This window comes from Halovibrio salipaludis, assembly GCF_002286965.1.
Classification (GTDB): domain Bacteria; phylum Pseudomonadota; class Gammaproteobacteria; order Pseudomonadales; family Oleiphilaceae; genus Halospina; species Halospina salipaludis.
Genome location: NZ_NSKD01000001.1, coordinates 746382 through 769052, shown reverse-complemented (window position 1 = coordinate 769052; position 22671 = coordinate 746382). Strand labels below are relative to the sequence as shown.

Annotated in this window: 18 protein-coding genes; 7 read left to right on the top strand and 11 right to left on the bottom strand. The window is 65.7% G+C overall.

What is annotated here, in order from left to right; translation table 11 throughout:
• Positions 1-6: 6 nt before the first annotated feature.
• The 7 genes from CK501_RS03730 to lptM are packed head-to-tail and all read right to left on the bottom strand — an operon-like array spanning position 7 to position 8982.
• Positions 7-3186 carry an ATP-binding protein gene (locus CK501_RS03730; protein ID WP_095616360.1) on the bottom strand — a complete coding sequence of 1060 codons (3180 nt, stop codon included), beginning with the start codon at positions 3184-3186 and terminating at the stop codon, positions 7-9.
• Complete coding sequence (locus tag CK501_RS03725; RefSeq protein WP_143421376.1) at positions 3186-4898, bottom strand: GGDEF domain-containing protein; 1713 nt, start codon at positions 4896-4898, stop codon at positions 3186-3188. The genes CK501_RS03730 and CK501_RS03725 overlap by 1 nt, the downstream gene beginning before the upstream one ends.
• Positions 4891-5871, bottom strand: coding sequence for a tyrosine recombinase XerC (xerC, locus tag CK501_RS03720; protein ID WP_095616358.1), 981 nt, complete (start codon positions 5869-5871; stop codon positions 4891-4893). Before xerC ends, CK501_RS03725 begins: the two co-directional genes overlap by 8 nt.
• Before the next feature lie 23 nt (positions 5872-5894).
• Complete coding sequence (locus tag CK501_RS03715; protein WP_095616357.1) at positions 5895-6629, bottom strand: DUF484 family protein; 735 nt, start codon at positions 6627-6629, stop codon at positions 5895-5897.
• The gene (gene dapF, locus CK501_RS03710) at positions 6626-7558 is read right to left on the bottom strand and encodes a diaminopimelate epimerase (protein WP_095616356.1); all 933 of its coding nucleotides are present in this window, start codon (positions 7556-7558) and stop codon (positions 6626-6628) included. Before dapF ends, CK501_RS03715 begins: the two co-directional genes overlap by 4 nt.
• Positions 7555-8814, bottom strand: a complete 1260-nt coding sequence (gene lysA / locus CK501_RS03705; protein ID WP_095616355.1) for a diaminopimelate decarboxylase — start codon at positions 8812-8814, stop codon at positions 7555-7557. The genes dapF and lysA overlap by 4 nt, the downstream gene beginning before the upstream one ends.
• 18 nt (positions 8815-8832) lie before the next feature.
• Positions 8833-8982, bottom strand: coding sequence for an LPS translocon maturation chaperone LptM (gene lptM, locus CK501_RS03700; RefSeq protein ID WP_095616354.1), 150 nt, complete (start codon positions 8980-8982; stop codon positions 8833-8835).
• A 101-nt stretch (positions 8983-9083) separates the two neighbouring features.
• On the opposite strand from lptM, the gene CK501_RS03695 reads away from it, so the two are divergent.
• The gene (locus CK501_RS03695) at positions 9084-11558 is read left to right on the top strand and encodes an EAL domain-containing protein (protein ID WP_095616353.1); all 2475 of its coding nucleotides are present in this window, start codon (positions 9084-9086) and stop codon (positions 11556-11558) included.
• Here the strand turns inward: CK501_RS03695 and argH are convergent.
• On the bottom strand, positions 11542-12945 hold the full coding sequence (gene argH, locus CK501_RS03690; RefSeq protein ID WP_095616352.1) for an argininosuccinate lyase: 1404 nt from the start codon (positions 12943-12945) through the stop codon (positions 11542-11544). The genes CK501_RS03695 and argH overlap by 17 nt on opposite strands.
• 82 nt (positions 12946-13027) lie before the next feature.
• Between argH and CK501_RS03685 the strand changes: the two genes are divergently transcribed.
• The 6 genes from CK501_RS03685 to CK501_RS03660 all read left to right on the top strand — a co-directional run bounded on the left by CK501_RS03685 (position 13028) and on the right by CK501_RS03660 (position 18958).
• Positions 13028-14077 (top strand): sensor histidine kinase, encoded by a 1050-nt coding sequence (locus CK501_RS03685; RefSeq protein WP_095616351.1) that lies wholly within the window; start codon positions 13028-13030, stop codon positions 14075-14077.
• Positions 14074-14799: a LytR/AlgR family response regulator transcription factor gene (locus tag CK501_RS03680; protein ID WP_095616350.1), complete on the top strand. Its 726-nt coding sequence runs from the start codon at positions 14074-14076 to the stop codon at positions 14797-14799. The genes CK501_RS03685 and CK501_RS03680 overlap by 4 nt, the downstream gene beginning before the upstream one ends.
• An 82-nt stretch (positions 14800-14881) precedes the next feature.
• Positions 14882-15820 (top strand): hydroxymethylbilane synthase, encoded by a 939-nt coding sequence (gene hemC, locus CK501_RS03675; RefSeq protein ID WP_095616349.1) that lies wholly within the window; start codon positions 14882-14884, stop codon positions 15818-15820.
• A complete protein-coding gene (locus CK501_RS03670) occupies positions 15801-16595 on the top strand; it encodes a uroporphyrinogen-III synthase (protein WP_095616348.1) in 795 nt (264 codons plus the stop codon). Before hemC ends, CK501_RS03670 begins: the two co-directional genes overlap by 20 nt.
• A 9-nt stretch (positions 16596-16604) precedes the next feature.
• Positions 16605-17699, top strand: a complete 1095-nt coding sequence (locus tag CK501_RS03665) for a uroporphyrinogen-III C-methyltransferase (RefSeq protein WP_095616347.1) — start codon at positions 16605-16607, stop codon at positions 17697-17699.
• Positions 17696-18958, top strand: coding sequence for a heme biosynthesis HemY N-terminal domain-containing protein (locus CK501_RS03660; RefSeq protein WP_095616346.1), 1263 nt, complete (start codon positions 17696-17698; stop codon positions 18956-18958). The genes CK501_RS03665 and CK501_RS03660 overlap by 4 nt, the downstream gene beginning before the upstream one ends.
• A 4-nt stretch (positions 18959-18962) precedes the next feature.
• Here the strand turns inward: CK501_RS03660 and CK501_RS03655 are convergent, their stop codons facing one another.
• The 3 genes from CK501_RS03655 to rho are packed head-to-tail and all read right to left on the bottom strand — an operon-like array spanning position 18963 to position 22473.
• Positions 18963-19694 carry an NAD(P)H-flavin reductase gene (locus CK501_RS03655; protein WP_095616345.1) on the bottom strand — a complete coding sequence of 244 codons (732 nt, stop codon included), beginning with the start codon at positions 19692-19694 and terminating at the stop codon, positions 18963-18965.
• A gap of 33 nt (positions 19695-19727) precedes the next feature.
• Positions 19728-21194 (bottom strand): 4-hydroxy-3-polyprenylbenzoate decarboxylase, encoded by a 1467-nt coding sequence (gene ubiD, locus CK501_RS03650; RefSeq protein WP_095616344.1) that lies wholly within the window; start codon positions 21192-21194, stop codon positions 19728-19730.
• 16 nt (positions 21195-21210) lie between these two features.
• Positions 21211-22473, bottom strand: coding sequence for a transcription termination factor Rho (rho, locus tag CK501_RS03645; protein WP_095616343.1), 1263 nt, complete (start codon positions 22471-22473; stop codon positions 21211-21213).
• Positions 22474-22671 lie beyond the last annotated feature (198 nt).

Below are 22671 nucleotides of genomic sequence, written 5' to 3'. Positions count from 1 at the left end.
ACAGTCCTACTCCGGTTCCGGCAGGAAGGCTTCCCCCGCGAACTGTTCCAGCAGCTGCTGCACCCGGTCCAGCTCAAAGCCGGCAACGGCCTCCGCCAGCTGGCTGGCAAAGGCCACCAGCTCCTCAACACCCTGGTCCCGCGCCTGCGCCTGTAGGTCTTCGGCAAACGCCTGGAGTGCCTCCGGGTCGCCGCTGTCGACCAGCGACGTGGCCTGCGGGATCAGGGAATAACGCAGCGCCCGCATGACCCGCTTCTGCTGCTCCTCGCTGAGGTCGCTCCAGGCTGTCAGATTCTCCGGCTCACTCCCCTCATCCGTCTGCTCCAGATCAATGCGTTCATGGGTGAGGTAATCCGCCAACTCCCCGAGCAGGATCTCCCGGCTCACGGGTTTGTGCAGATAGCCATCAAATCCGGCCTCGCGGATGCGCGCGGCTTCGCTGGTCATGACCGAGGCAGTAAGCGCCACGATCGGGATATCACTGAGCTTGCGATCCTCGCCAAAGGCCCGAAGCGCCGCAAACCCGTCCATCTCAGGCATGCGGATATCCATCAGCACCAGATCCGGACGGGAAGCACGCGCCTTCTCCAGCGCCTGAACACCATTCTCAGCCTCTTCCACCGCGAGTCCTTCGGGCTCAAGCACATCCCGCACCAGCTGACGGTTCACCGGGTTGTCATCCACGATCAGGACCCGGCTGCAACTGAAGCGATAACGTACCGCCAGCGTCTCATCATTCACATCCGGTGCGGCCAGCGCTGTTTCCACATCACGCAGATGCACGCGGAAGGTCGTGCCCTCACCGGGCTGGCTGCGCACGCTGAGCTCACCGTTCATCATCTCGACCAGCTTGCGGCTGATCGCCAGCCCCAGACCGGTGCCGCCGTAAAGCCGGCTGCTCTGCCCGGCCTGCTGCTCAAAGGCCTCAAAGATCCGCTCCTGCTGCTCCTCGGGAATGCCGATGCCGGTGTCGACCACCTCGATGCACAGCTCCGGCGCTTCGCTCTCCTTCCAGGCCACACGCACCCGGACCTCACCATGATCGGTGAACTTGATGGCATTCCCCACCAGGTTGAACAGCACCTGGCGCAGGCGGGTCTCATCCAGAACCATCACCGGCGGCATGTTCTCGTCCATTTCAAAGACCAGTTCCAGCCCTTTCTCGCGCGCCCGGATCGTGAAGATATGGCGCACGTCCTCCAGCAGCCGCCCCAGATCCAGCGGCCCGTATTCGAGCCGCATCTTGCCCGCCTCCACGCGTGACAGGTCCAGGATGTCGTTGATCAGCGTCAGCAGGCTGCGGCTGCCGGCCTTGATGGACTCCAGGTAGCCGCGCTGGCGCTCGTCAGTGATGGTGCGCTCAAGCAGCTCCGTATAGCCGATGACGGCGTTCATGGGGGTCCGGATCTCATGGGACATGTTGGCCAGGAACTCGCTCTTGGCGCGGTTCGCCTCCTCGGCCTGATCCGCCAGATCCTCGGCCCGCTGCTTGGCATCGAGCAGCTCCTCCTCGCTGCGCTTCAGGGCCTGTTCGGAACGCACCCGTTCACCCACTTCCCGGGAGAGCTTACGGTTCCAGTAGAAGAAAGCCGCCAGCACCAGCAGGGCGATGATCCCCACCCGACGGACCACGGTGTAGTCCGCCTGCTGTTCCACGTCGAGCTTGATCCAGCGGTTGTAGACCTTGTCCAGGGCCGAGCGGTCAATGCGGCTCAGTGCCTTACCCAGAATCCCCACCAGTTCCGGGTGTTCCGCCTGTACGGCCAGCCGCAGATCGTACTGGAAGGGCGCGATACTGGTGATCCTGAGATTATCCAGACCGAGCCGGGAGATGTTGTAGCTCACACCGGGGATATGGGTGATCATCACGTCCAGCTCGTTATTGGCCACCCGGCGCAGGCCCTGCTCGATGGAGGTGACTTCCGTGACATCCAGGGCCGAGTGGTGGCGGTTGAGATACTCCCCGGCGGCCATACCCTGGACCACGCCAACCCGATCGCCGTCATCAAGCTCGGAGAGATCGCCCACGAACCTGTGGTCATCGCGCACCACGATCGCCACCGGCAGACTGAGGTAGCTGCGCGTGAACAGGTGCTCGTCCTGGCGATCCGGTGTGCGTGGAAGCGCGGGTACCACGTCCACTGTCCCGTCAGCGAGCATCGAATCCACCGTCTCGCCGGAGGGAACCGGCACCCGTTCAAACTCGTAATCCAGCTCCGCCTCGATCAGTGACAGGAGATCGGGGATCACGCCTTCCAGCTCGCTCTCGCCCCGGAACTCAACCGGGGGCCAGCCGGTGCGCATGGCCACTTTCAGTTCCGGGTTGTCCTCCAGCCACTGGCGTTCGCTGGCAGTGAGCACCACCTCTTCCTCAGTGTCCCCGAAAATCTCCTCATGGCCGATCCAGGCGCCCTGGATATTGCGGTGCTCCAGGGTGGTCATCGAATCAATGGCCGCATCCAGAATGCCCCGCAACTTCCCCTCCTCGAAGGGGACGGCGTAGGACATGGGCAGGGGGCGTTCCTCCATGACCTGCACCCTCTGGATGACGCGCAGATCGTTGTTCTCAAGATACTGATCCCCCACCGGAACGGGAGCGAGCAGTGCATCCGCTTCCTCGCTGCGCAGCATGTCCATGGCCTCACTCAGCGTCAGTGCTGCCAGGGGCGTGAACGAGGGGATGCGATCGAGGAGCTGGAACGGGTAACGGTCGCCGTCCAGAAAGACCACGCGCTTATCTTCCAGGCTGCCAAGCCGGCTGATGCTGGCGTTATCCCGGCGTGCATAGATGCCGTAGCGCACCTGCATATAGGGGCGGGTGAACCGGTACTCGCCGGTTGAGCGATTGGCGAAGCGCATGCTGATCGCGTCAATCTGGCCCTGGGCCAGCATGCGTTCAAGAAGCAGGGGGTTGCCGCCAACCATTTCCACACGGGTCCCCAGCTTGCGCTCAAGAAGCCGGGCATAGCCGGATTCGGTGCCCAGGACCCGACCGAATTCATTACGATAGGCCAGCGGCGGACGGCCCGAGGGAATGCCCAGGCGGATACGCTCCTTGTCCTGCAGCCAGAGCTTCTGGTCCACACTGAGTTCGGGCAGGTTATCGCTCGCCGGGAACGGAATGGCATGCCCGGCCACCGGGATGACCAGCGCCAGTACCACCGTCAGAACCACCAACAGCCGCATCAGCGCTCCCCTCCCGAGCGTTTGTCCTGTTCGTCAGCGGGCAGCACACGGTTACGGCCCTGCGCCTTGGCGCGGTACAGGGCACGGTCCGCCATATCCAGCAGCTGGTGCGGCCCATCGACCTCCATGAAGCCGGTAACGCCGCCGGAGAAGGTCACCTCGACCCGTTCATGCCGGAAATGGAACGGCAGCGACTGGATCCGCTCACGCAGCTTATCCAGCACGGAAACCGCGGTCTCCAGCGGCGTTGCCGGCAGCAGGATGATGAACTCCTCGCCACCGTAGCGCGCGATGTAATCCGTCTCACGCAGGTTCTCCCGCAGGGAGCGGGCCAGAAGCTGCAGGACCTTGTCGCCGGCCAGGTGGCCGTAGGTGTCGTTGATGCCCTTGAACCAGTCGATGTCGATGATGGCCAGACTCGTTGGCTCGCGATAGCGGTGCCAGCGCCGGTATTCCTGGTCCAGCCGTTCCTCCAGCGCCTCGCGGTTGGGCAGCTGGGTCAGCATATCGGTAGCCGCCCGCTCCCGCTCCTGTCTGAGTTCCTTCTGCGCTTCCCGGGACTCGGCCTCCATGGCGGTCACCTTTTCCTGAAGATCCTGAACCTGCTCCCGCAGGGCCTGTTCGCGCTTCGTCTCAGCCTCGCGGTACTCCGTCAGCGTGGCATTGAGGCGGTCAACGTGATCACGAACCGCCTGCTGCAGCCCGCTGAGCTCAGTCGCTCCCAGCGCGCTGCTGCCCATCTCATCCAGTTCCCGGTCAATGCGCTGGTCGAAGGCTTCGGACACTTCCTGCCAGTGACCGAAGTCCAGTGCCCCCGTCTCGAACTGGGTGCGCAACCGCACCAGCCGCTGGTCAAGACCTGCCAGGAACTGTTCAAACTCCCGCTGCCCCCGGCCCACGGCCGCCACAACCAGGTGCACAACCTCATCCAGAACCGCCTGGATCTGGCCCCAGTTTTCGCTTGCACGGACCCTTTCCAGAAGGATTTCAATCCGTTCCTGGGCCGGTTCCGGAAGCGGGATATGTTGCTGGATATGGCGCAGAAGCTGCAGAAGCCGGGCACAGAGGTTGCGGAACTGCTCATCGTCGGCCCGGGGCTCACCGCTGTCCAGATCGAGCCCGGCAGCCAGCTCACTGGCCTCCGGCTCGTCAGCGTTACTGTCCGGAGAGTCTGCTTCAGCCGCCTCTTCCCTGACGTCAGCTCTGCCACCAAGAACCCGCTGCCAGAACGAGCCGCGCTTCTGTGCGTCCCCGGACCCGGAAAGAACCTGCTGCTGGAGTTCCGCCAGCTGCTCCAGAATCCCGGGTAGTGCATTGAAGCGCCCAACAGTGTCTGCCGGCGTGCGCTCCAGCGCCCTGAGCTGCCGGCGCTCCTTGCGCCCCGCCCGTGAACGCAGCGGATCGATCAGGTGCTGCAGCGCGTCCTGGAGGCGGCTGACAACCGCCTGACGTTCCTCGTCGAAGCCGGAAACGTGCGTTTCCAGCGTATCCTGGAGGCGCCGAAGGGCGCCGGCATCAGGGTCGCCTTCACGGGCCAGCTCCCGCAGCTCGCCAAGCAGCCGGTCCAGTTCGCCGTCCTGCCCTTCGGCAACCAGCGAGACACGGACCAGAAGCCGCTGAAGGCTGTTCTGGCGCTGCTGCCATTGCTGTTCATCCTGCTCATGCTGCTCCAGCGCGGCCAGATACTTCTGCCGCCAGTCCTGGTCACTCATGCCGCCCCTGCTCCGTCCTGGCTCCGCGGTCACCGGCTCTGCGCCGTCGCGCACGCGGATGCGCGCTGTCATACACCTGGGCCAGATGCTGGAAATCCAGGTGAGTATAGATCTGTGTGGTGGCTATATCCGAATGCCCCAGTAGTTCCTGTACGGCCCGCAGGTCACCACTGGATTCCAGCATGTGGCTGGCGAAGGAATGACGCATCAGATGCGGATGCAGGCCCTGGTCCGCGTGGCAGCGCTGCCCCCAGCGCCGCAGGCGGGCCTGCACCGTGCGGCGATGGATGCGCTGCCCTCTGCGGCTGACGAATACCGCCGGCTCACTGGCCACCGCCAGTGCCTGGCGCTGTTCCAGCCAGCGGTCCAGTGCCGCCAGGGCAGCGCGACCAACGGGCACGATGCGGGTCTTGCCGCCCTTGCCGGTCACCCGGACGCTGGCATCACGGCGATCCACGTCGGATTCATCCAGTGCCACCAGCTCCGCCAGCCGCAGCCCTGAGGAGTACATCAGCTCGATCATGGCCAGATCCCGCATCTCCAGAGGGTCCTCCGGCGACTGTTCCAGCAGATGGTGCAGCTGGTCCACGTCCATCACGCCGGGCAGCGGACGCTGGTTGCGTGGCGGACGGATGTCGAGGGCTGGGTTATCGGCGACCAGTCCCTCACGGATGAGGAACCCGTAGAACCGCCGGATGGCGGAAAGATGGCGAGCAATCGTGCGACCGGAACGCCCCTCGCGGGCCAGGCCGGCCACATAGCGACGGAGTTCGGCCTGGTTAAGGGCAACCGGGTCGCGCTCCTGATTGTCGCACCACTGGTAGAGCCTGCGCAGATCCCGGCCGTAGTGTTCGCAGGTCCGCCAGGCGCTGCGTTTCTCCGAGGCCATGTAGCGCAGAAAACGCTGCACCGGCTCTGGCAGCTCCTCAGCCGCCTGGACCCGTTCCGCGTATCCATCATCAGTGGACGCCATGCTGGAACTCCCGGGGTGATGGGTCAGTGGCCGGCTTCCGCATCGGGCATGGCAATCCGGCCTTCCGGCGCCAGCAGCGGCGGAAGCAGCCGGCCAAGGGTATCGCTGATGTAGGTCATGAACAGCGACCCCATGCTGCTGTGGAAATACCCTTCGTCCTCACTGGCAATGGCGATCAGGCCGACGCACTCATCCCGGCGCACCGGGATCACCGCAGCCGAGCCCACCCGTTCCGGCGCGGAGAACAGTGCCTCACGGTGGCTGTCACGCAGCCTGCCGAACAGCGGCTGGCTTTCATCCAGCACGTCGCCAAACACCTCCCGGGCCTTCTCCCGTTCCAGATAGCGCACAGCACCGCACTGGGAAGGCGGCTCGCCATCGGTAAGCACTGTCAGGCTCGCACTCTGGAGCTGGAACTCCCCGCGGATGGTTTCATCCAGTACCGCTGCCACTTCCTCCACTGAGCGGGCATCCAGCAGCGCCATGAGCAGGCGCTTGCTGCGCGTGAACAGCTGGTCATTCTGCCGGGCAATGCCGATCAGGCCGGACAGTTCCTCACGCAGGGCGTCCCGCTGCTCGCGGAACAGATGCACCTGGCGCTCCACCAGCGAGATCGCCTGACCGCTGTCATGGGGAAGTGTCAGCTTCTGCAGGAGATGTTCATGACGCTCGAAGAAATCCGGATTGGCCTCCAGGTACTCAGCCACATCGGCTTCGGAAACCCCGGCGGTTGCCGGTTCCGCTGTCGGGTCTGTCATGCATTACCCTTCTTTTTCCTGTTGTTCTGCGGGCGACCACCACCCTGACGGGAGCGGCGTCCGTCACCGGGTGGCTTGATCCGCCCCTCGAAGACCCGCGTGGCGGGCCCTTCCATCGTAACAGCTGCCCCATCCCCCGGCCACGAAATGGTCAGGGGACCGCCGAGCAGCTCCACTGTGACGCGCTCGGACAGCAGCCCACGCAGCCGCCCGGCCACAACCGCGGCACAGGCGCCACTGCCACAGGCCCGGGTTTCGCCCACACCGCGCTCGAACACCCGCAGCCGGATCCGGTCCGGCGCCACCACCTGCATGAAGCCGGCGTTGGCCCGTGCCGGAAAACGCGGATGGGCCTCAATCAGCGGGCCCAGGCTCTCAACAGGGGCTGTGTCCACATCGTCCACCACCACCACACCATGGGGGTTGCCCATGGACACCGTGGAAATGCTCAGCTCCTGGCCGTCCACCGAGATCGGATAGGTCACCGCCTGTTCGTCCGCCGCGAACGGGATGGCCGCTGGCGCCAGCTCCGGAACCCCCATATCCACGCGCACCAGCCCCTTCTTCGTAACCTCCAGGGTCATGATGCCGGTGGCCGTCTGCACCCGTATCCGGTGCTGGCGGGTCAGCTGCTGGTCGCGCACGAACCGCGCGAAACACCGGGCCCCGTTGCCGCACTGCTCCACCTCGGAGCCGTCCGCATTGAAGATGCGATAGCGGAAGTCCACGTCCGGGCGCTCCGGGGGCTCCACCATCAGCAGCTGATCAAAGCCCACACCCAGATGACGGTCCGCCATTGACCGGATCTGGCCGGCCTCAAGCTGCACCGGCTGGGTGATGGCATCCACCACCATGAAGTCGTTGCCAAGCCCGTGCATCTTGGTAAAGCGCAGCCAGCCGCCACGCCCCCGGCGCCCATCACCACTCATGAACCCAGCTCCGGCAGCGGTATTTCCGGTGCCAGCTGTTCCTCCAGTGTCTCCCGCCGGCGCACCAGGTGCACATCCGCCCCGTCAACGAGGAGCTCCGGTGGCCGGTTGCGGGTATTGTAGTTTGAACTCATGACAAAACCGTAGGCGCCAGCCGAGCGCACGGCAAGCAGATCGCCCGCCTCAATGGCCAGCTCGCGCTGCTTGCCCAGGAAATCCCCTGTCTCGCAGACCGGCCCCACCACATCGTAGACGGCCGGCTGGATACCACTTTGGTCGGTCACCGCCTCAATCCGCTGCCAGGCGGAATACAACGACGGCCGGATCAGATCATTCATGGCGCCATCCACAATGGCGAACCGGTGTTCATCACCGCCCTTGATGCCCTCCACGCGGGTCACCATGATCCCGGCATTGGCAGCAATGGAACGCCCGGGCTCCAGCAGCAGCTCCAGGTCCCGGCCGGCCAGGCGCTCCTTCAGAGCCTCCCCGTAAGCGCCCGGGCTGGGAGGCTGCTCGTCACCATAGGGCACGCCAAGACCCCCGCCCATATCCAGGTGCTGGATGGCGATGCCGTCTTCGGCGAGGGCGTCGATCAGGGCCAGCATCCGCTCCAGCGCGTCCATCAACGGATCCAGGCTCTGCAGCTGCGAGCCGATGTGACAGTCCGCACCCACCACCTCAAGGCCGGGCATCTCCGCCGCCCGGCGGTAAAGGACCCGCGCCTGCTCAATCTCGACGCCGAACTTGTTCTCCTTAAGGCCGGTGGAGATGTACGGGTGCGTCCCGGCATCCACGTCCGGGTTCACGCGCACCGACACCGGCGCGATCCGGCCGCGCTCCGAGGCTACCTCGCTGATCATGGCCAGCTCGAAGTCGGACTCCACGTTGAAGCAACGCACCCCGGCCTCCAGGGCGCGCTCGATCTCCCAGCGCTGCTTGCCCACGCCCGAGAAAACGGTCGCTCCGGGGTCGCCACCGGCCCGGATCACGCGCTCGAGCTCGCCACCGGAAACAATGTCGAAACCGGCACCCAGCCGGGCCAGCACATTGAGCACCGACAGGTTGCTGTTGGCCTTCACCGCATAGCAGATGCGATGGGGCATCCCCGCCAGCGCCCGGTCATAGGCGTGAAAATGGCGCTCCAGTGTGGCCCTTGAGTAGATGTAGCAGGGCGTGCCGTGAGCCGCAGCAATCCGGCTTACCGGTACGGATTCGGCGTAGAGCTCGCCGTCGTGTCGGTTGAAAAAATCCATGGTCGGCGTCTGCCCTGATCAGCAAAGATGACTGGGAGTGGTGTGCGGAGCCGGCGCCCGTGCACTGTCCGGCCCTTCCTGGTCGCCCTCGCGGTAGAGCGGCCCCTTCTGCCCGCAGCCGGCCAGAACCAGCATGAGCGCCAGCAGTGCCAGGATCGATCCGCGCATAAGCCACCTCCCGAAGAAACGCAGTATTATAACGCCACAGTTGAAGGATCTCACACACGGATGTCACCCGGCCGCCATGCTTTCTGCTAATCTCGGGCGCTATGAGGGAATATCTGATCAAGCGGGTCCGCACCGAACCCGGCAGCAGCGCCAACGCCGAGCCCGCCAGCCTGCAGGTGGACGATGACGGCGTCATCCAGGCAGCGGATGACGCCGCCGAGGCCCTGTTCGGCTACGGTATCCTGGAAATGCAGGGTCTGCCCATGCAGGAGCTTGTGGCCAGCCGCGAGGACAACCCCCTCATGCCCCCGCTCAACGATGCCCTGGAGCAGGGCCAGAGCGCGCTGATCACCGTTCGCCATGCCTCCGGCTATTTCTTCTCCATCAACCTGCGCCGCTCCACCAGTGACGCCACGGCCAGCACCGACGAGGCAATGCGCATACGGCCGCGCCAGGCCACGCCCCTGGACACCCGCGTATTCCGCCTGGCCGAACAGAGTGGTGGCCTCGGTATCTGGGAGTTGGATCCGGACTTCAACCGCCTGCACTGGTCCGAAGGCCTTTACCACCTGCTGGACCTGCCGCCGGGCAATCAGCTCGACCCGGAGCATGTGCTGTTCTACTTCCAGGAGCACCAGAGCCAGGTGCGCCGGGCCATTCTCCAGTGCCTGCGCCAGGGCGAGCCGTTCTCCATGGAAGTACCGGTGCTCACCGCCAACCAGAACCACCGCTGGCTGCGGCTCACCGGGCGCAGCCTGGACGATTCCGGCAAACGCCGCCTGATCGCCGGCAGCGCCGTGGACATCACCGCTCGCCGTGCGGACGCGCACTCGGCCCAGGTCTGGAAGTACCGTACCGAAAGCGTGCTGGCCGCCTCGAACGATCTGATCGTCATCATGAACCCGGAACTGGAAATCGTCGCGGTCAACCAGGCCTACAATGATGCCTTCCAGGCCGCCTTCGGGGTCATGCCCAATGTGGGCGACCAGCTCACGGATCTGCTCGCGGACTACCCGGAGGAACGGCGCCTCTACGCCCGCCTGTGGGAACGCGCCATGAGCCAGGAAGGCTTCTGCATCGAGATGCCCCTGGCGCAGTCCGAGGAACAGCAGACGGTCTACGAGATCCAGTTCAACCGCATCTTCTCCCCCGGCGGGGAACTGCTCGGGGCGGCGCAGGTGGCCCGGGACAAACGGGTTTCCCAGCTGGATGGCGAGGATCACGTCCACTACCTGAACCGGCACGATCCGCTGACGGGGCTGCTCAACCGCCGCGAGATCCTCCAGCGCCTGCACCGTGCCCTGAGCCTCCAGCGTGAGGCCGGCACACCCCATGCCCTGGTGCACCTGGACCTGGACGGCTTCAGCACCCTCAACGCCCGTTTTGGCTCCGGTGGCTGCGACCGCTACCTGCGGGAACTCAGCAGCATGATGTCGGGCCGCCTGCGCCAGCGCGATGCCATTGCCCGGGTGGCCAGCGACCAGTTCGTCATCATTCTGGACAACTGCGGCACGGAGGAAGCCGTCAAGGTCTGCCACAGTCTGCGGGACGCCGTCAGTGCCTTCGGCTTTGAATGGCGGGGCGACACCATCCAGACCACCGTCAGTGCCGGCCTCCTGCCCCTGCACCTGGTGTCCGACGAATCACCGGAGCAGTGCCTGACCCTGGCGGCGGACCTGTGCGAGACCGCCAAGGCCACCGGCCCCTCCAGCCTCAACCTCTACCGCACCGGCGCCGAAGGCGGTGACGAAACCGCCACCCGCGAGGACCTGGCGCAGCTGATGTACGCCATCACCACCGATGCCATCGAGCTGCATTTCCAGGCACTGCGCCCGATCGCCAGCGCCACCTGGGGCGACCATGTGGAGGTACTGGCACGGCTCTACCGGGAGCCGGACGATCAGGGCCGCCGCGCCGAGGAACTCTGGCGCCCGGCCTCCTTCATGCCGCTGGCGGAACGCTTTGACCTGGGGTATGCACTGGACCGGCGCGTCATCGCCCGTGCCCTGGCCTGGCTGGAGGAGAATCCCCTGATGCAGCCGCGGCTCAAGATGATCAGCTTCAACCTGTCCGCCAGCAGCCTTCTTGATACCAGCTTTGCGGACGAGGTGGCACACCAGATCGAGGCCAGCTCCTTCGAGGCCACCAGCTTCTGCTTCGAGATCCGCGAGGCCCATGCATGCCGGTACCCGGATGAGGCCCGGCGAAGTGCTGAAGCACTGCGGGCGGCGGGCTGCCGCATCGCCCTGGACGCCGCTGGCGTCAGCGGCAGGACCCATAACCTGATCGGTGATCTGGGGGTCAGCATCGTCAAGCTGGACGAAAGCCTGGTGCATGACCTGGCGGACAATCCACTGCAGGTGATCATGGTGGAAGCCATACACCGGATGGCCCTGCTCTGCGAGGCGGTAACCGTCGCCCCCTTCATCGAGGACGACGCCACCCTGCGCAAGGTGCGTGAACTGGGGCTGCACTTCGGTCAGGGCTATCGCCTGACCAGCCCGGAACTTCTGGACCAGCTCGCGCCGCCGTCCAGGCCCGGCAGCCGCGGCGGGTTCTTCAGGGCCCGGAATTAAGCCGCTGCGCCGCCTCGCGGGCCGCCTCGCGCACCCGCACCGGCGCCGTACCGCCCACATGGGCACGGGCGCTCACGGACCCCTCCAGGGTCAGCACCTCGTAGACGTCCTCCCGGATTGTCGCACTGAACTGCTGCAGCTCGGCCAGCTCCAGATCCTCAAGGTCACGCCCATCACGGTCGGCATAGGCAACGGCCTGCCCCACCACCTCGTGGGCATCCCGGAACGCCAGCCCCTGCCGCACCAGGTAGTCCGCCAGGTCGGTGGCGGTGGCAAAGCCACGCCGGGCGGCCGCCCTTGTATTCTCACGCTTGACCGTCAGCGCCGGCATCATGTCCGCGTAGGCCCGCAGGCAGCCCTTGACGGTATCCACAGTGTCGAACAGCGGCTCCTTGTCCTCCTGGTTGTCCTTGTTGTACGCCAGCGGCTGGCCCTTCATCAGGGTCAGCAGGGACATGAGATGGCCGTTCACGCGCCCGGTCTTGCCGCGCACCAGCTCGGGCACATCCGGGTTCTTCTTCTGGGGCATGATGGAGGAACCGGTGCAGAAGCGGTCCGGCAGATCCACGAAGCTGAACTGCGCGGAGGTCCACAGCACCAGTTCCTCGCTGAAGCGGGAGAGATGGGTCAGCAGCAGCGCAGCGAAGCTGCTGAACTCGATGGCGAAATCCCGGTCGCTGACCGAATCCAGTGAGTTGGCAGTGGGGCCGTCAAAGCCCAGCAGCTCAGCGGTGTAATAGCGATCAATAGGATAGCTGGTACCGGCCAGCGCGGCAGCACCCAGCGGCAGGCGGTTCACCCGCTTGCGGCAGTCCAGCAGGCGTTCGTGGTCGCGCTGGAGCATTTCGTTCCAGGCCAGCATGTGATGGCCGAAGGTGACCGGCTGAGCGCTCTGCAGGTGCGTGAAACCCGGCATGATGGTATCCGCCTCGCGCTCTGCCAGCTCGATCAGCCCGGACTGGAGGCGCCCCAGCTCAGCGGCAATGGCATCGATCTCGTCCCGCAGGTACAGGCGGATGTCGGTGGCGATCTGATCGTTGCGCGAGCGCCCGGTATGAAGCTTCTTGCCTGTCACGCCGATGCGCTCGGTCAGCGCCGCCTCGATGTTCATGTGCACATCCTCAAGGCTCACCGACCACTCAAAACGGCCCGCCTCGATGTCCGCGTGCACGGCCTCCAGCCCCTCGATGATCTGGTGCTCCTCCTCGGAGGTGAGCACGCCGACCTTCGCGAGCATGCGCGCATGGGCGATGGAGCCCCGGATGTCATGATGGTAGAGGCGCTGGTCAAAGCCCACCGAGGCGGTGAACCGCTCCACAAAGGCATCCGTGGGTTCGCTGAACCGTCCGCCCCAGAGTTTGGCCGCCGCTTTCCGCTCGTCGCTCATGGTCTATCCTGTTGTCATGGAATCAAATGCACCCGCAGGCCGCGCAGTATAACAGCCTTCCAATCCGGCGCCCTATGTCACCATGAACCAGAGCCAGGAGCCACAACACGACGGCGGCTTCATCCCGGATCTCTGCCAGGTCCGGGCCGTGTTCCTGCTGGTGCTCACCACCGAGCTGGTGGTGCTGCTGTTCGCACTGGCCCGGCCTTCCAGTGGCCTGCTGGACTGGCACTACCTGGGCCTGGCCTCGCTGCTGGCGCAGTGGGTCACCCTCACCGCCGCCGGCCTCATCTGCGCGCTCAGGCGCCAGCTCGAATCCCTGGGGGTGCCACTGGCCACCGTGGCCATCACCCTGCTGGTACTGGTGGACACCGCCGCCTTCACACTGTTCGGCCAATGGCTTCTCAACCCCGCGCTCTCGCCGTTGGACGCCCCCTTCACGCTGCTGCGCAACCTGCTCATGGCGGCGCTGATCACCCTGATGGTGCTGCGTTACTTCCACCTGCAGTACCAGCGCCGCCGCCAGGAGGAAGCGGAAGTTGAGGCCCGCCTCGCCGCGCTCCAGGCGCGCATCCAGCCCCACTTCCTGTTCAACAGCATGAACACCATCGCCAGCCTGATCGCCTCCGATCCGGAACACGCCGAGGAGGTGGTGCTGGATCTTTCCGATCTCTTCCGGGTCAGCCTGAATACCGCCGGGACCCGCCTGATCCCTCTGTCCGAGGAGCTGCGCCTGTGCGAGCGCTACCTCGCCATTGAAAAGCTGCGCCTGGGCCCGCGCCTGGAAGTGGACTGGCACCTGGACGACAGCGCCAGCGAACTGCCGGTACCGCCGCTGATCCTGCAGCCCCTGATGGAGAACGCGGTCTATCACGGCATCCAGCCACTGACCGGGGGTGGTACCATCCGGGTGGAGTCCGAACGGACCCGGCGCTGGCTCTATATACTGATCCACAACCCCCTGGCCAGCGACCAGGCGGGCCGCCACCAGGGCCAGCGCATGGCCCTGGAGAACATCCGGGCCCGGCTGCAGGCGGTCTACGGAGACACCGCGGCCCTCAAGGCCAGCCAGGGCAGTGACCACTTCACCGTGACGCTGAGACTGCCAGGGAACAGGGAGAACAAGGCATGACGGAACATCGGGTCCTGATCGTGGACGACGAGGCCCCCGCCCGGGATCGGCTGCGACGGCTGCTGGAAGCCATGGAAGACTGCCGGGTCTGCGCCGAGGCCGGCAACGGAACCGAGGCCCTGGAAAAGGCAGCGGAACACCGACCCGACATCGTACTCATGGATGTGCGGATGCCGGGCATGGACGGAATGGACGCAGCCCGGGAGCTGACCGCCCAGGCCACACCACCGGCAGTGATCTTCTGCACCGCCTATGACGACTACGCCCTGAGCGCCTTCCGGGTCGACGCCACGGACTACCTGGTCAAACCGGTACGCCGGGAGGCCCTGGCCAGTGCGCTGACCAGGGCTGGCCGCGTCAATCGCCCGCAGAGCCGGCAGTTTGCGCCACAGGACAACCCCGCCATTGTGGTCCGCAACCAGGCGGGCGTGGAGCGCGTTGAGCTCGACCGGCTCTACTACGCCAGTGCCGACAACAAGTACGTGACCCTGGTCCATGACCGCGGCGAAACCCTGTGCGATTACAGCCTGCGCGAACTGGAGCAGGCCCACGGCGAACACCTGCTGCGTATCCACCGCCACACCCTGGTCAACCGCCGCTACCTGGAGGCGCTCACCCGGACCCAGTCCGGCCACCTGGCCCAGCTGTCGGACCCCGCCGGCACGCGCCTTCGGGTCAGCCGCCGGCATGCCACGGGCGTGCGGGATTATCTCGAGAGCTGACCCTGGCGGGCGACATCCGCCGCTGTAAACGGTACCCTAGGGAAGACCCGAAACCATTCCGACATCGAGGAACCGCCGCTTCATGGCCCGAGACACCCTGCGCATCGCCACCCGCCGGAGCCAGCTTGCCCTGTGGCAGGCCGAACACATCAAGAGCCGGCTGGAACAGGCCCATCCAGGGCTGAGCGTCGAGCTGGTGGGCATCAAGACCCGTGGCGACAAGATCCTGGACGTGCCGCTGGCCAAGATCGGTGGCAAGGCCCTGTTCGTGAAGGAACTCGAGGAAGCCATGCTGGACGGTCGCGCGGACATCGCCGTGCACTCCATGAAGGACGTTCCGATGGTCTTCCCCGAGGGCCTGGGGCTCATGGCCATCTGTGAACGGGGCGCCCCCACGGACGCTTTCGTGAGCAACCATCATGCGGATGTGGACGCCCTGCCCGAAGGCGCCGTTATCGGCACCTCCAGCCTGCGCCGCCAGGCGCAGCTCGCCGCGCACCGGCCCGACTGCCGGATCGAAACCCTGCGCGGCAACGTCAACACGCGCCTGGCCAAGCTCGATGACGGCCAGTACGACGCCATTGTGCTGGCCACCTCCGGCCTGCGCCGGCTGGGCTTCGACGAACGCATCCGCTACGAGATCCCGCCGGAGATCAGCCTGCCGGCGGTCGGCCAGGGCGCACTGGGCATTGAATGCCGCAGGGACGACGCCGAGCTCATCGCGATGCTGGAACCGCTTATCCATGCCGACTCCCGGGACCGGGTACTCGCGGAACGCGCCCTGAACACCCGCCTGGAAGGAGGCTGCCAGGTGCCCATCGGGGCCTATGCCGAACTGGAAGGGGATCAACTCCACCTGCGTGGCCTGGTCGCCGCCCCCGACGGCAGTCGTGTCCATCAGGTTGAGGGCCGCAGCCACCGCAGCGGCGGTGAGGAACTGGGCCGCCAGCTTGCCGAACAGCTGCTGGAGGAAGGTGCCGGCGCCATACTGGCGGAGGTCTATGGTTACGAGCCCGAATAACGCGCCACTGGCCGGACGCCGGATACTGGTCTCGCGTCCGGAACCCAGGGCGGAGGAAACACGCCGGGCGCTTGAGCAGGCCGGCGCCCGGAGCCGTGCCCTGCCGCTGATCGCCATCCAGCCCCGGACCCTGGATGGCCGTGAACGCAGTCTGATCCAGGAGCTGGACAACTTCCGGAAGATCATCGCGGTCAGCCCCAATGCCGCACGTCTGCTTCTGGAGCAGGCGGATGACTGGTGGCCGCAGTGGCCCGTGGGCCTGGAATGGTGGGGGCCCGGCGACGGCACTGCGCGGGTATTCCGTGATGCCGGCCTGCCCGGCCAGGCACCGCCCAGCGGCCATGACTCCGAGGCCCTGCTCAGCTGCCCCGCCTTCCAGCCAGAAGCGGTGGCGGGCGAAAAAGTCCTGATCGCACGCGGCGACCGGGGCCGGGAACTGCTGCGGAATACCCTGGCGGATCGCGGCGCGCGCGTTGAGGTCCTGCCACTGTATGAACGCACCCCCATCGACTGGCCCGAGGCCACGCTCCGGGAAAACCTCACCACCTTTGACCCGGACACCGTGCTCGCGCTTTCCGGGGAAACATTGAAGCGCCTGCTCGAGGTGGGTCAGAATGCAGACTCGAAGCTGCGGGAACGCTGCCTCGTGGTACCGGTGGAACGCGTGGCCCAACAGGCCCGGGACGCCGGCTTTCGCGACGTCCGGGTGGCCCCGGCCATGAGCCCGGACGGGCTGATCGACGCCTGCAGGGCGTCCCCCTCAAACGCGGAGTAACGGACACTCGTGAACGACAACAGCAAACAGCTTCCGGCGACCACCACGCCCAGCCCCCAGCCCGGCCGCGCGCGGCTATGGCCGCTGTGGCTGGTCATCATCCTCCTGGCCGCGGGCCTGCTCGGCGCCGGCTTCATGCTGTGGGAGCAGCACCGCACCCAGCAGCAGCTCGGCAACCGCCTCGACACCCTCAACAGCATGGCCTCCGACCTGCGCGAGACTCAGCAATCCGGCAGCGAGGCCCGCGCGCAGCGGCTCAACCGGCTTGAGGGGAAACTCGACGAACAGGCCGATGCGCTGGACACCCAATCCCGCCAGATCGCCCACAACGCCCGCTCCCTGCTTGGGCTGGGTCAGCGCACCCGGACCGACTGGCTGCTCGCCGAAGCGGAGTATCTGCTGCGCCTCGCCAACCAGCGGCTGGAACTGGAAAACGATCACCAGGGAGCGCTGCGCGTTCTGGAAAGCACCGATGAACTGCTGGCGGGCATCGACGCCGCCGGTGTCCACCCCATCCGCGAGGCCCTTGCCGAAGAGATCCTGGCGCTGCGCACCATGGACCCGGTGGACCGGACCGGCATCCATCTGCAGCTCGAGGCCGCCATTGGGATGATCCCGGAGCTCGGCCGCGCCCAGTCCCTGGACGGTGCCGACACACTGCCCGATGCCGGCAGCAACAGCAGTCAGCAGACGGATGCCGGCCTGTGGCAACAGCTGCTGGGCGTTCTCGACCGCATGGTCCGCATCCGCCGGGTGGACGGGCCCACCCAGGCCCTGCTGACCCCCGAGCAGGAGACCCAGGCCCAACTCCATCTCCAGCTGATGTTCGAACAGGCCGCCGCCGCCCTGCTGCGCGGTGACAACGCCGTCTACCGGCGCTCCCTCGGGCGTGCCGGGGACTGGCTGGAGCGCTGGTACGACAGCAGCAACCAGACGGCCTCGGCACTGCGCGAGCTGATCAGCGACCTCCGGGATGAACGCCTCCAGGCCGAAGCGCCGGACATCAGTGAATCCCTGGAACTGCTCAAGGCCCGGCTGCGGGCCCGCGCCGACGAATCCGGTCCGCCCCAGTCGGATGATGACAATGGGGAGACCAGCCAATGAGGGCCCTGCTCATTGTTCTGTTCGTCGCCGTTCTGGCAGGCACGCTTCTCAGCCTGGGCATGGCGGAGGATCCCGGCTACATCCGCATCAGCATCGGCAGCTGGCTGATTGAGACCAACTTCTGGGTGGGGATGTCACTGGTGGTTCTGGCGGCCCTGGCCCTGCACTGGCTGCTGGGGCTTGTGCGCGGGCTGCGCCTGAGCCCCGGTGCCATGGGCCAGTGGTGGCGCAACAGCGGGCGCCGCCGTGCCCAGCGCCGGACCACCCAGGGGCTGCTGGAGCTGGCCGAGGGCAACTGGGGACGGGCACGCAAACTGCTTGAGCAGGGTGCGGGCAACGCGGAAACACCGCTCATCAATTATCTGTCAGCCGCGGAGGCCGCGCACCAGCAGGGGGACCAGGAGGAGGCCGACCGCTTCCTGCGCCTCGCCTGGGAAAGCACCGCCGGCTCGGATCTGGCGGTGGGCCTGACCCAGGCCCGGCTGCAGCTCAACGCCGGGCGTAACGAACAGGCCCTGGCGACACTGCTGCGGCTGCGCCGCAACTCCCCCAACCACCCGCACGTGATGCGCCAGCTTGCCAATGTCTACCGCAACCTCGAGGACTGGCAGGCGCTCAGTGAACTGCTGCCGGAACTGCGCCGCCAGGCCGCGCTGGATGAAAGCAGCCTGACCGTTCTGGAACAGGAAGTCTGGCTCAATGTGCTCGACCAGGCCGCCGAGCGGCTGGAACGCCAGCCCCCGGAACAGCGCAACCTGGACCATCTGGACCGGGTCTGGGATCAGCTGCCGCCGCCCCGGCGCAATGATGAGTCCGTGGTGCATCACTACGCCAACCATCTCGCCCGCCTGGGCGCGGAATCCCGCGCCGAAAGCCTGCTGCGCAAGGTCCTGCGCCACAGCTGGAGTGACCTGCTGATCAACCTGTACGGCCGCATTCAGGGCCCCAGGGAGGATGAGCAGCTGCTGGCGGCCGAGGGCTGGCTCAAGGAGCGCCCCAACAATCCGGAACTGCTGCTGGCGCTGGGGCGCATCAGCCTGCGTAACCGGCTCTGGGGCAAGGCCAGGGAATACCTGGAGACCAGTCTCGGAGTACGCCACAGCCAGGAGACGGCCGCGGAACTATGCCGGCTCTACGCCCATCTGGGCCGCTACGAGGACAGCGTCCGCCTGCTTCGCCAGGGGGTTCTTGAGCACCACGGTCTGCCCAGGCTGCCCATGCCGGAGCCCCGGCGCCGCAGCGGTGCCCCGGCGCGCTGAGGCCTCAGTCGCGCGGGGCGTACTGCAGTACGTCCGAGTGGAAGCGGGCCGGGTCGAAACCGGCAGGCGTGAGGCCATCCAGAACGCTGTACACCATCGCCGGTGAGCCGCTGGCGATAACCTTCACCTGACCCAGGTCATGGCCATCCGCCAGGATGGCCTCGGCCAGGCGTTCATGATGACAGTCCGAGGCCGCATCCGCCTCGCACACCACCGGCCGGAAATGGAAGTCCGGCCAGGCCTCCTCCCAGCGTTCGGCGGTCCCGCGCAGGTACATGTCCCCGGCATCGCGTGCGCCCCAGTAGAGGGTGACCGGCTGCTCCATGCGGCTGAAACGCAGGTAGTCCACGATGCTCTTGGCCTGGGCAAACCCCGTGCCGGCCACAACCAGCAGCAGCGGCGCTCCGGGCGGCTCGCTCAGACAGGCCTCACCATAGGGCATGGAGATCCGGGCGCACCCCTCGTGACGCAGGTATTCCATGACTTCATGGGCACTGGCCCACTCCGGCGGCGCCTGGATGTGAAGGGTCAGCTGCTCGGCCCCGGGGGCGCTGGCAATGGAAAACCAGGACGGATCCCGCCCGGGCAGATGGATGGCCAGGTACTGCCCGGCACTGAAGGGCACGGGGCGGCCCCGGGGCCACTCGAACCGTACCTGATAGATGTCGTTACCGACCTGCCCGATCTCGCTGAGATGGAACAGGTCTGTCTTCGGCTGTTGCGCGTTGGCGTCCATAGTATCCTCGTACGCGGCGCAGGCGGCCGGAGTTCAGTCGAGGCCGAGCTGGGGCCAGAGTTCGTCCACCCGGCGTTTGACCTCGTCGCTCATGGTAATCGGGCGCCCCCACTCCCGGTCGGTCTCACCAGGCCACTTGGTGGTGGCATCCAGCCCCATCTTGGAACCCAGCCCTGCTACCGGTGATGCGAAATCCAGGTAATCAATGGGCGAGTTGTCCACCAGGGTGGTATCGCGGGTCGGGTCCATGCGGGTGGTGATCGCCCAGATCACGTCCTGCCAGTCACGGGCATTGATGTCATCATCGGTGACGATCACGAACTTGGTGTACATGAACTGGCGCAGGAAGGACCATACACCCATCATCACGCGCTTGGCATGGCCGGGGTACTGCTTCTTCATGGTCACAACGGCCATGCGGTAGGAGCAGCCCTCCGGCGGCAGGTAGAAGTCCACGATCTCCGGGAACTGCTTGCGCAGGATGGGCACGAACACCTCGTTCAGCGCCACGCCCAGAACCGCGGGTTCGTCCGGGGGGCGCCCCGTATAGGTGCTGTGGTAGATGGGATCTTTCCGGTGGGTGATGCGCTCCACCGTGAATACCGGGAAGGTCTCCACCTCGTTGTAGTAACCGGTATGGTCCCCGAAAGGCCCCTCCGGTGCCGTGTCATCCGGGTAGATGTGGCCTTCCAGGATGATCTCCGCACTGGCCGGCACCTGCAGATCACCCACCCCGGCATTGACCAGTTCAGTGCGCGAGCCGCGCAGCAGGCCGGAAAACGCGTACTCGGAAAGGGTATCCGGCACTGGTGTAACCGCGCCCAGGATGGTGGCCGGGTCAGCACCCAGCGCCACCGCCACCGGGAAGGGCTCGCCCGGATGCTGCTGTTGCCACTGCTGGAAATCCTGGGCGCCACCGCGATGGGCCAGCCAGCGCATGATCAGGCGATTGCGCCCGATCCGCTGCTGGCGGTAGATGCCCATGTTCTGGCGTTCCTTCTCCGGCCCGCGTGTGACCACCAGCGGCCAGGTGATGAGCGGCCCCGCATCCTCCGGCCAGCAGGTCTGCACCGGCAGCTGGTAGAGGTCCACGTCATCGCCTTCCAGCACCACTTCCTGACAGGGCGCGGAACGCCTGATCTTGGGCCCCATCTTCATGACCTGACGGAAGATGGGCATCTTGTCGAAGGCATCGCGGAAGCCCTTGGGCGGTTCCGGCTCCTTGAGGAACGCCAGCAGCTCGCCGATCTCGCGCAGGCTCTCGACGCTGTCGCGCCCCATCCCCATGGCCACCCGCTTGGGCGTACCAAACAGGTTGGCCAGAACCGGCATGTTGTACCCCGTCGGGTTCTCGAACAGCAGCGCCGGCCCCTCCTTCTTCAGGGTCCGGTCGGCGATCTCGGTCATCTCCAGCCGCGGGTCCACCTCGGTGGTGATGCGTTTGAGCTCGCCCTGCTGTTCCAGCTGATCAATGAAATCGCGCAGATCCCGGTACTGCATGAAGGCTCCTGCGGGGTTATCGTTTCTTCATGGCCTGGAAGAATTCCTCGTTGGTCTTCGTGTCCCGCAGCTTGTCGATCAGGAATTCCACGGCGGCCACGTCATCATCCATCGAGTGCAGAAGCTTGCGCAGGATCCAGACCCGCTGCAGTTCGTCCTCGCTGACCAGCAGGTCCTCGCGGCGCGTGCCCGAGCGGCGGACGTTGATGGCCGGGTAGGTGTGGCGTTCGGCAATGCGGCGATCCAGGTGCACCTCCATGTTGCCCGTGCCCTTGAACTCCTCGTAGATCACCTCGTCCATCTTGGAGCCGGTGTCGACCAGCGCCGTGGCCATGATGGTCAGGCTGCCGCCTTCTTCCACGTTCCGGGCGGCGCCAAAGAAGCGCTTGGGCTTTTCCAGGGCGTGCGCATCGACACCACCGGTCAGCACCTTGCCCGAGGAAGGGATCACGGTGTTGTAGGCCCGGGCGAGACGCGTGATGGAGTCGAGCAGGACCACCACGTCCTTCTTGTGCTCAACCAGACGCTTGGCCTTCTCGATCACCATCTCGGCCACCTGCACGTGCCGGGCCGGCGGCTCGTCAAAGGTGGAAGCGACCACCTCGCCACGCACCGTGCGCTGCATCTCAGTCACCTCTTCCGGACGCTCATCAATGAGCAGCACCATCAGATGGCAGTCAGGCGAGTTGCGGGCAATGGACTGGGCAATGGTCTGCATCAGCAGCGTCTTACCGGCCTTGGGCGGGGAAACGATCAGCCCGCGCTGGCCCTTGCCGATGGGGGAGACCAGATCCAGGATCCGGGCCGAAAGGTCCTCCGTGGAGCCGTTACCGGCCTCCAGCCTCAGCCGTTCTTCCGGGAACAGCGGCGTGAGGTTCTCGAACAGGATCTTGTGGCGGGAGTTATCAGCCTTGCCAAAGTTGATGTCATTGACTTTCAGCAGGGCGAAATAGCGCTCACCGTCCTTGGGGGGCCGGATCTTGCCGGAAATGGAGTCCCCGGTGCGCAGATTGAACCGCCGGATCTGACTGGGCGAGACGTAGATGTCGTCCGGGCCCGCCAGGTAGGAGGAGTCCGCGGAGCGCAGAAACCCAAACCCGTCCTGAAGGATCTCAAGCACGCCATCGCCGTGGATGTCCTCACCGCTTTTGGCGTGCTTTTTGAGAATCGCGAAGATCACATCCTGCTTTCGCGACCGGGCCATGTTTTCGAGGCCCATTTCCTGGGCAACCTCAATGAGTTCGGGAACGGGCTTTTTCTTGAGTTCGGTCAGATTCATAGATTGTCTGGGATTACGTCTGGATGGATAGGATGAAGTTGATTGTCAGACTGTCGGGGAAGCGAAGTTCCGGATTGCCCAGGCTCTGCCAATCGGGGCGATTCAGTGAAACCAGGGTCAGAACGGAGATTCCGGGATTGGCGGATGGGTGGGGCACCGACCCGCCTGCCTTATTCAGGATTTTGTCAAAATACACCA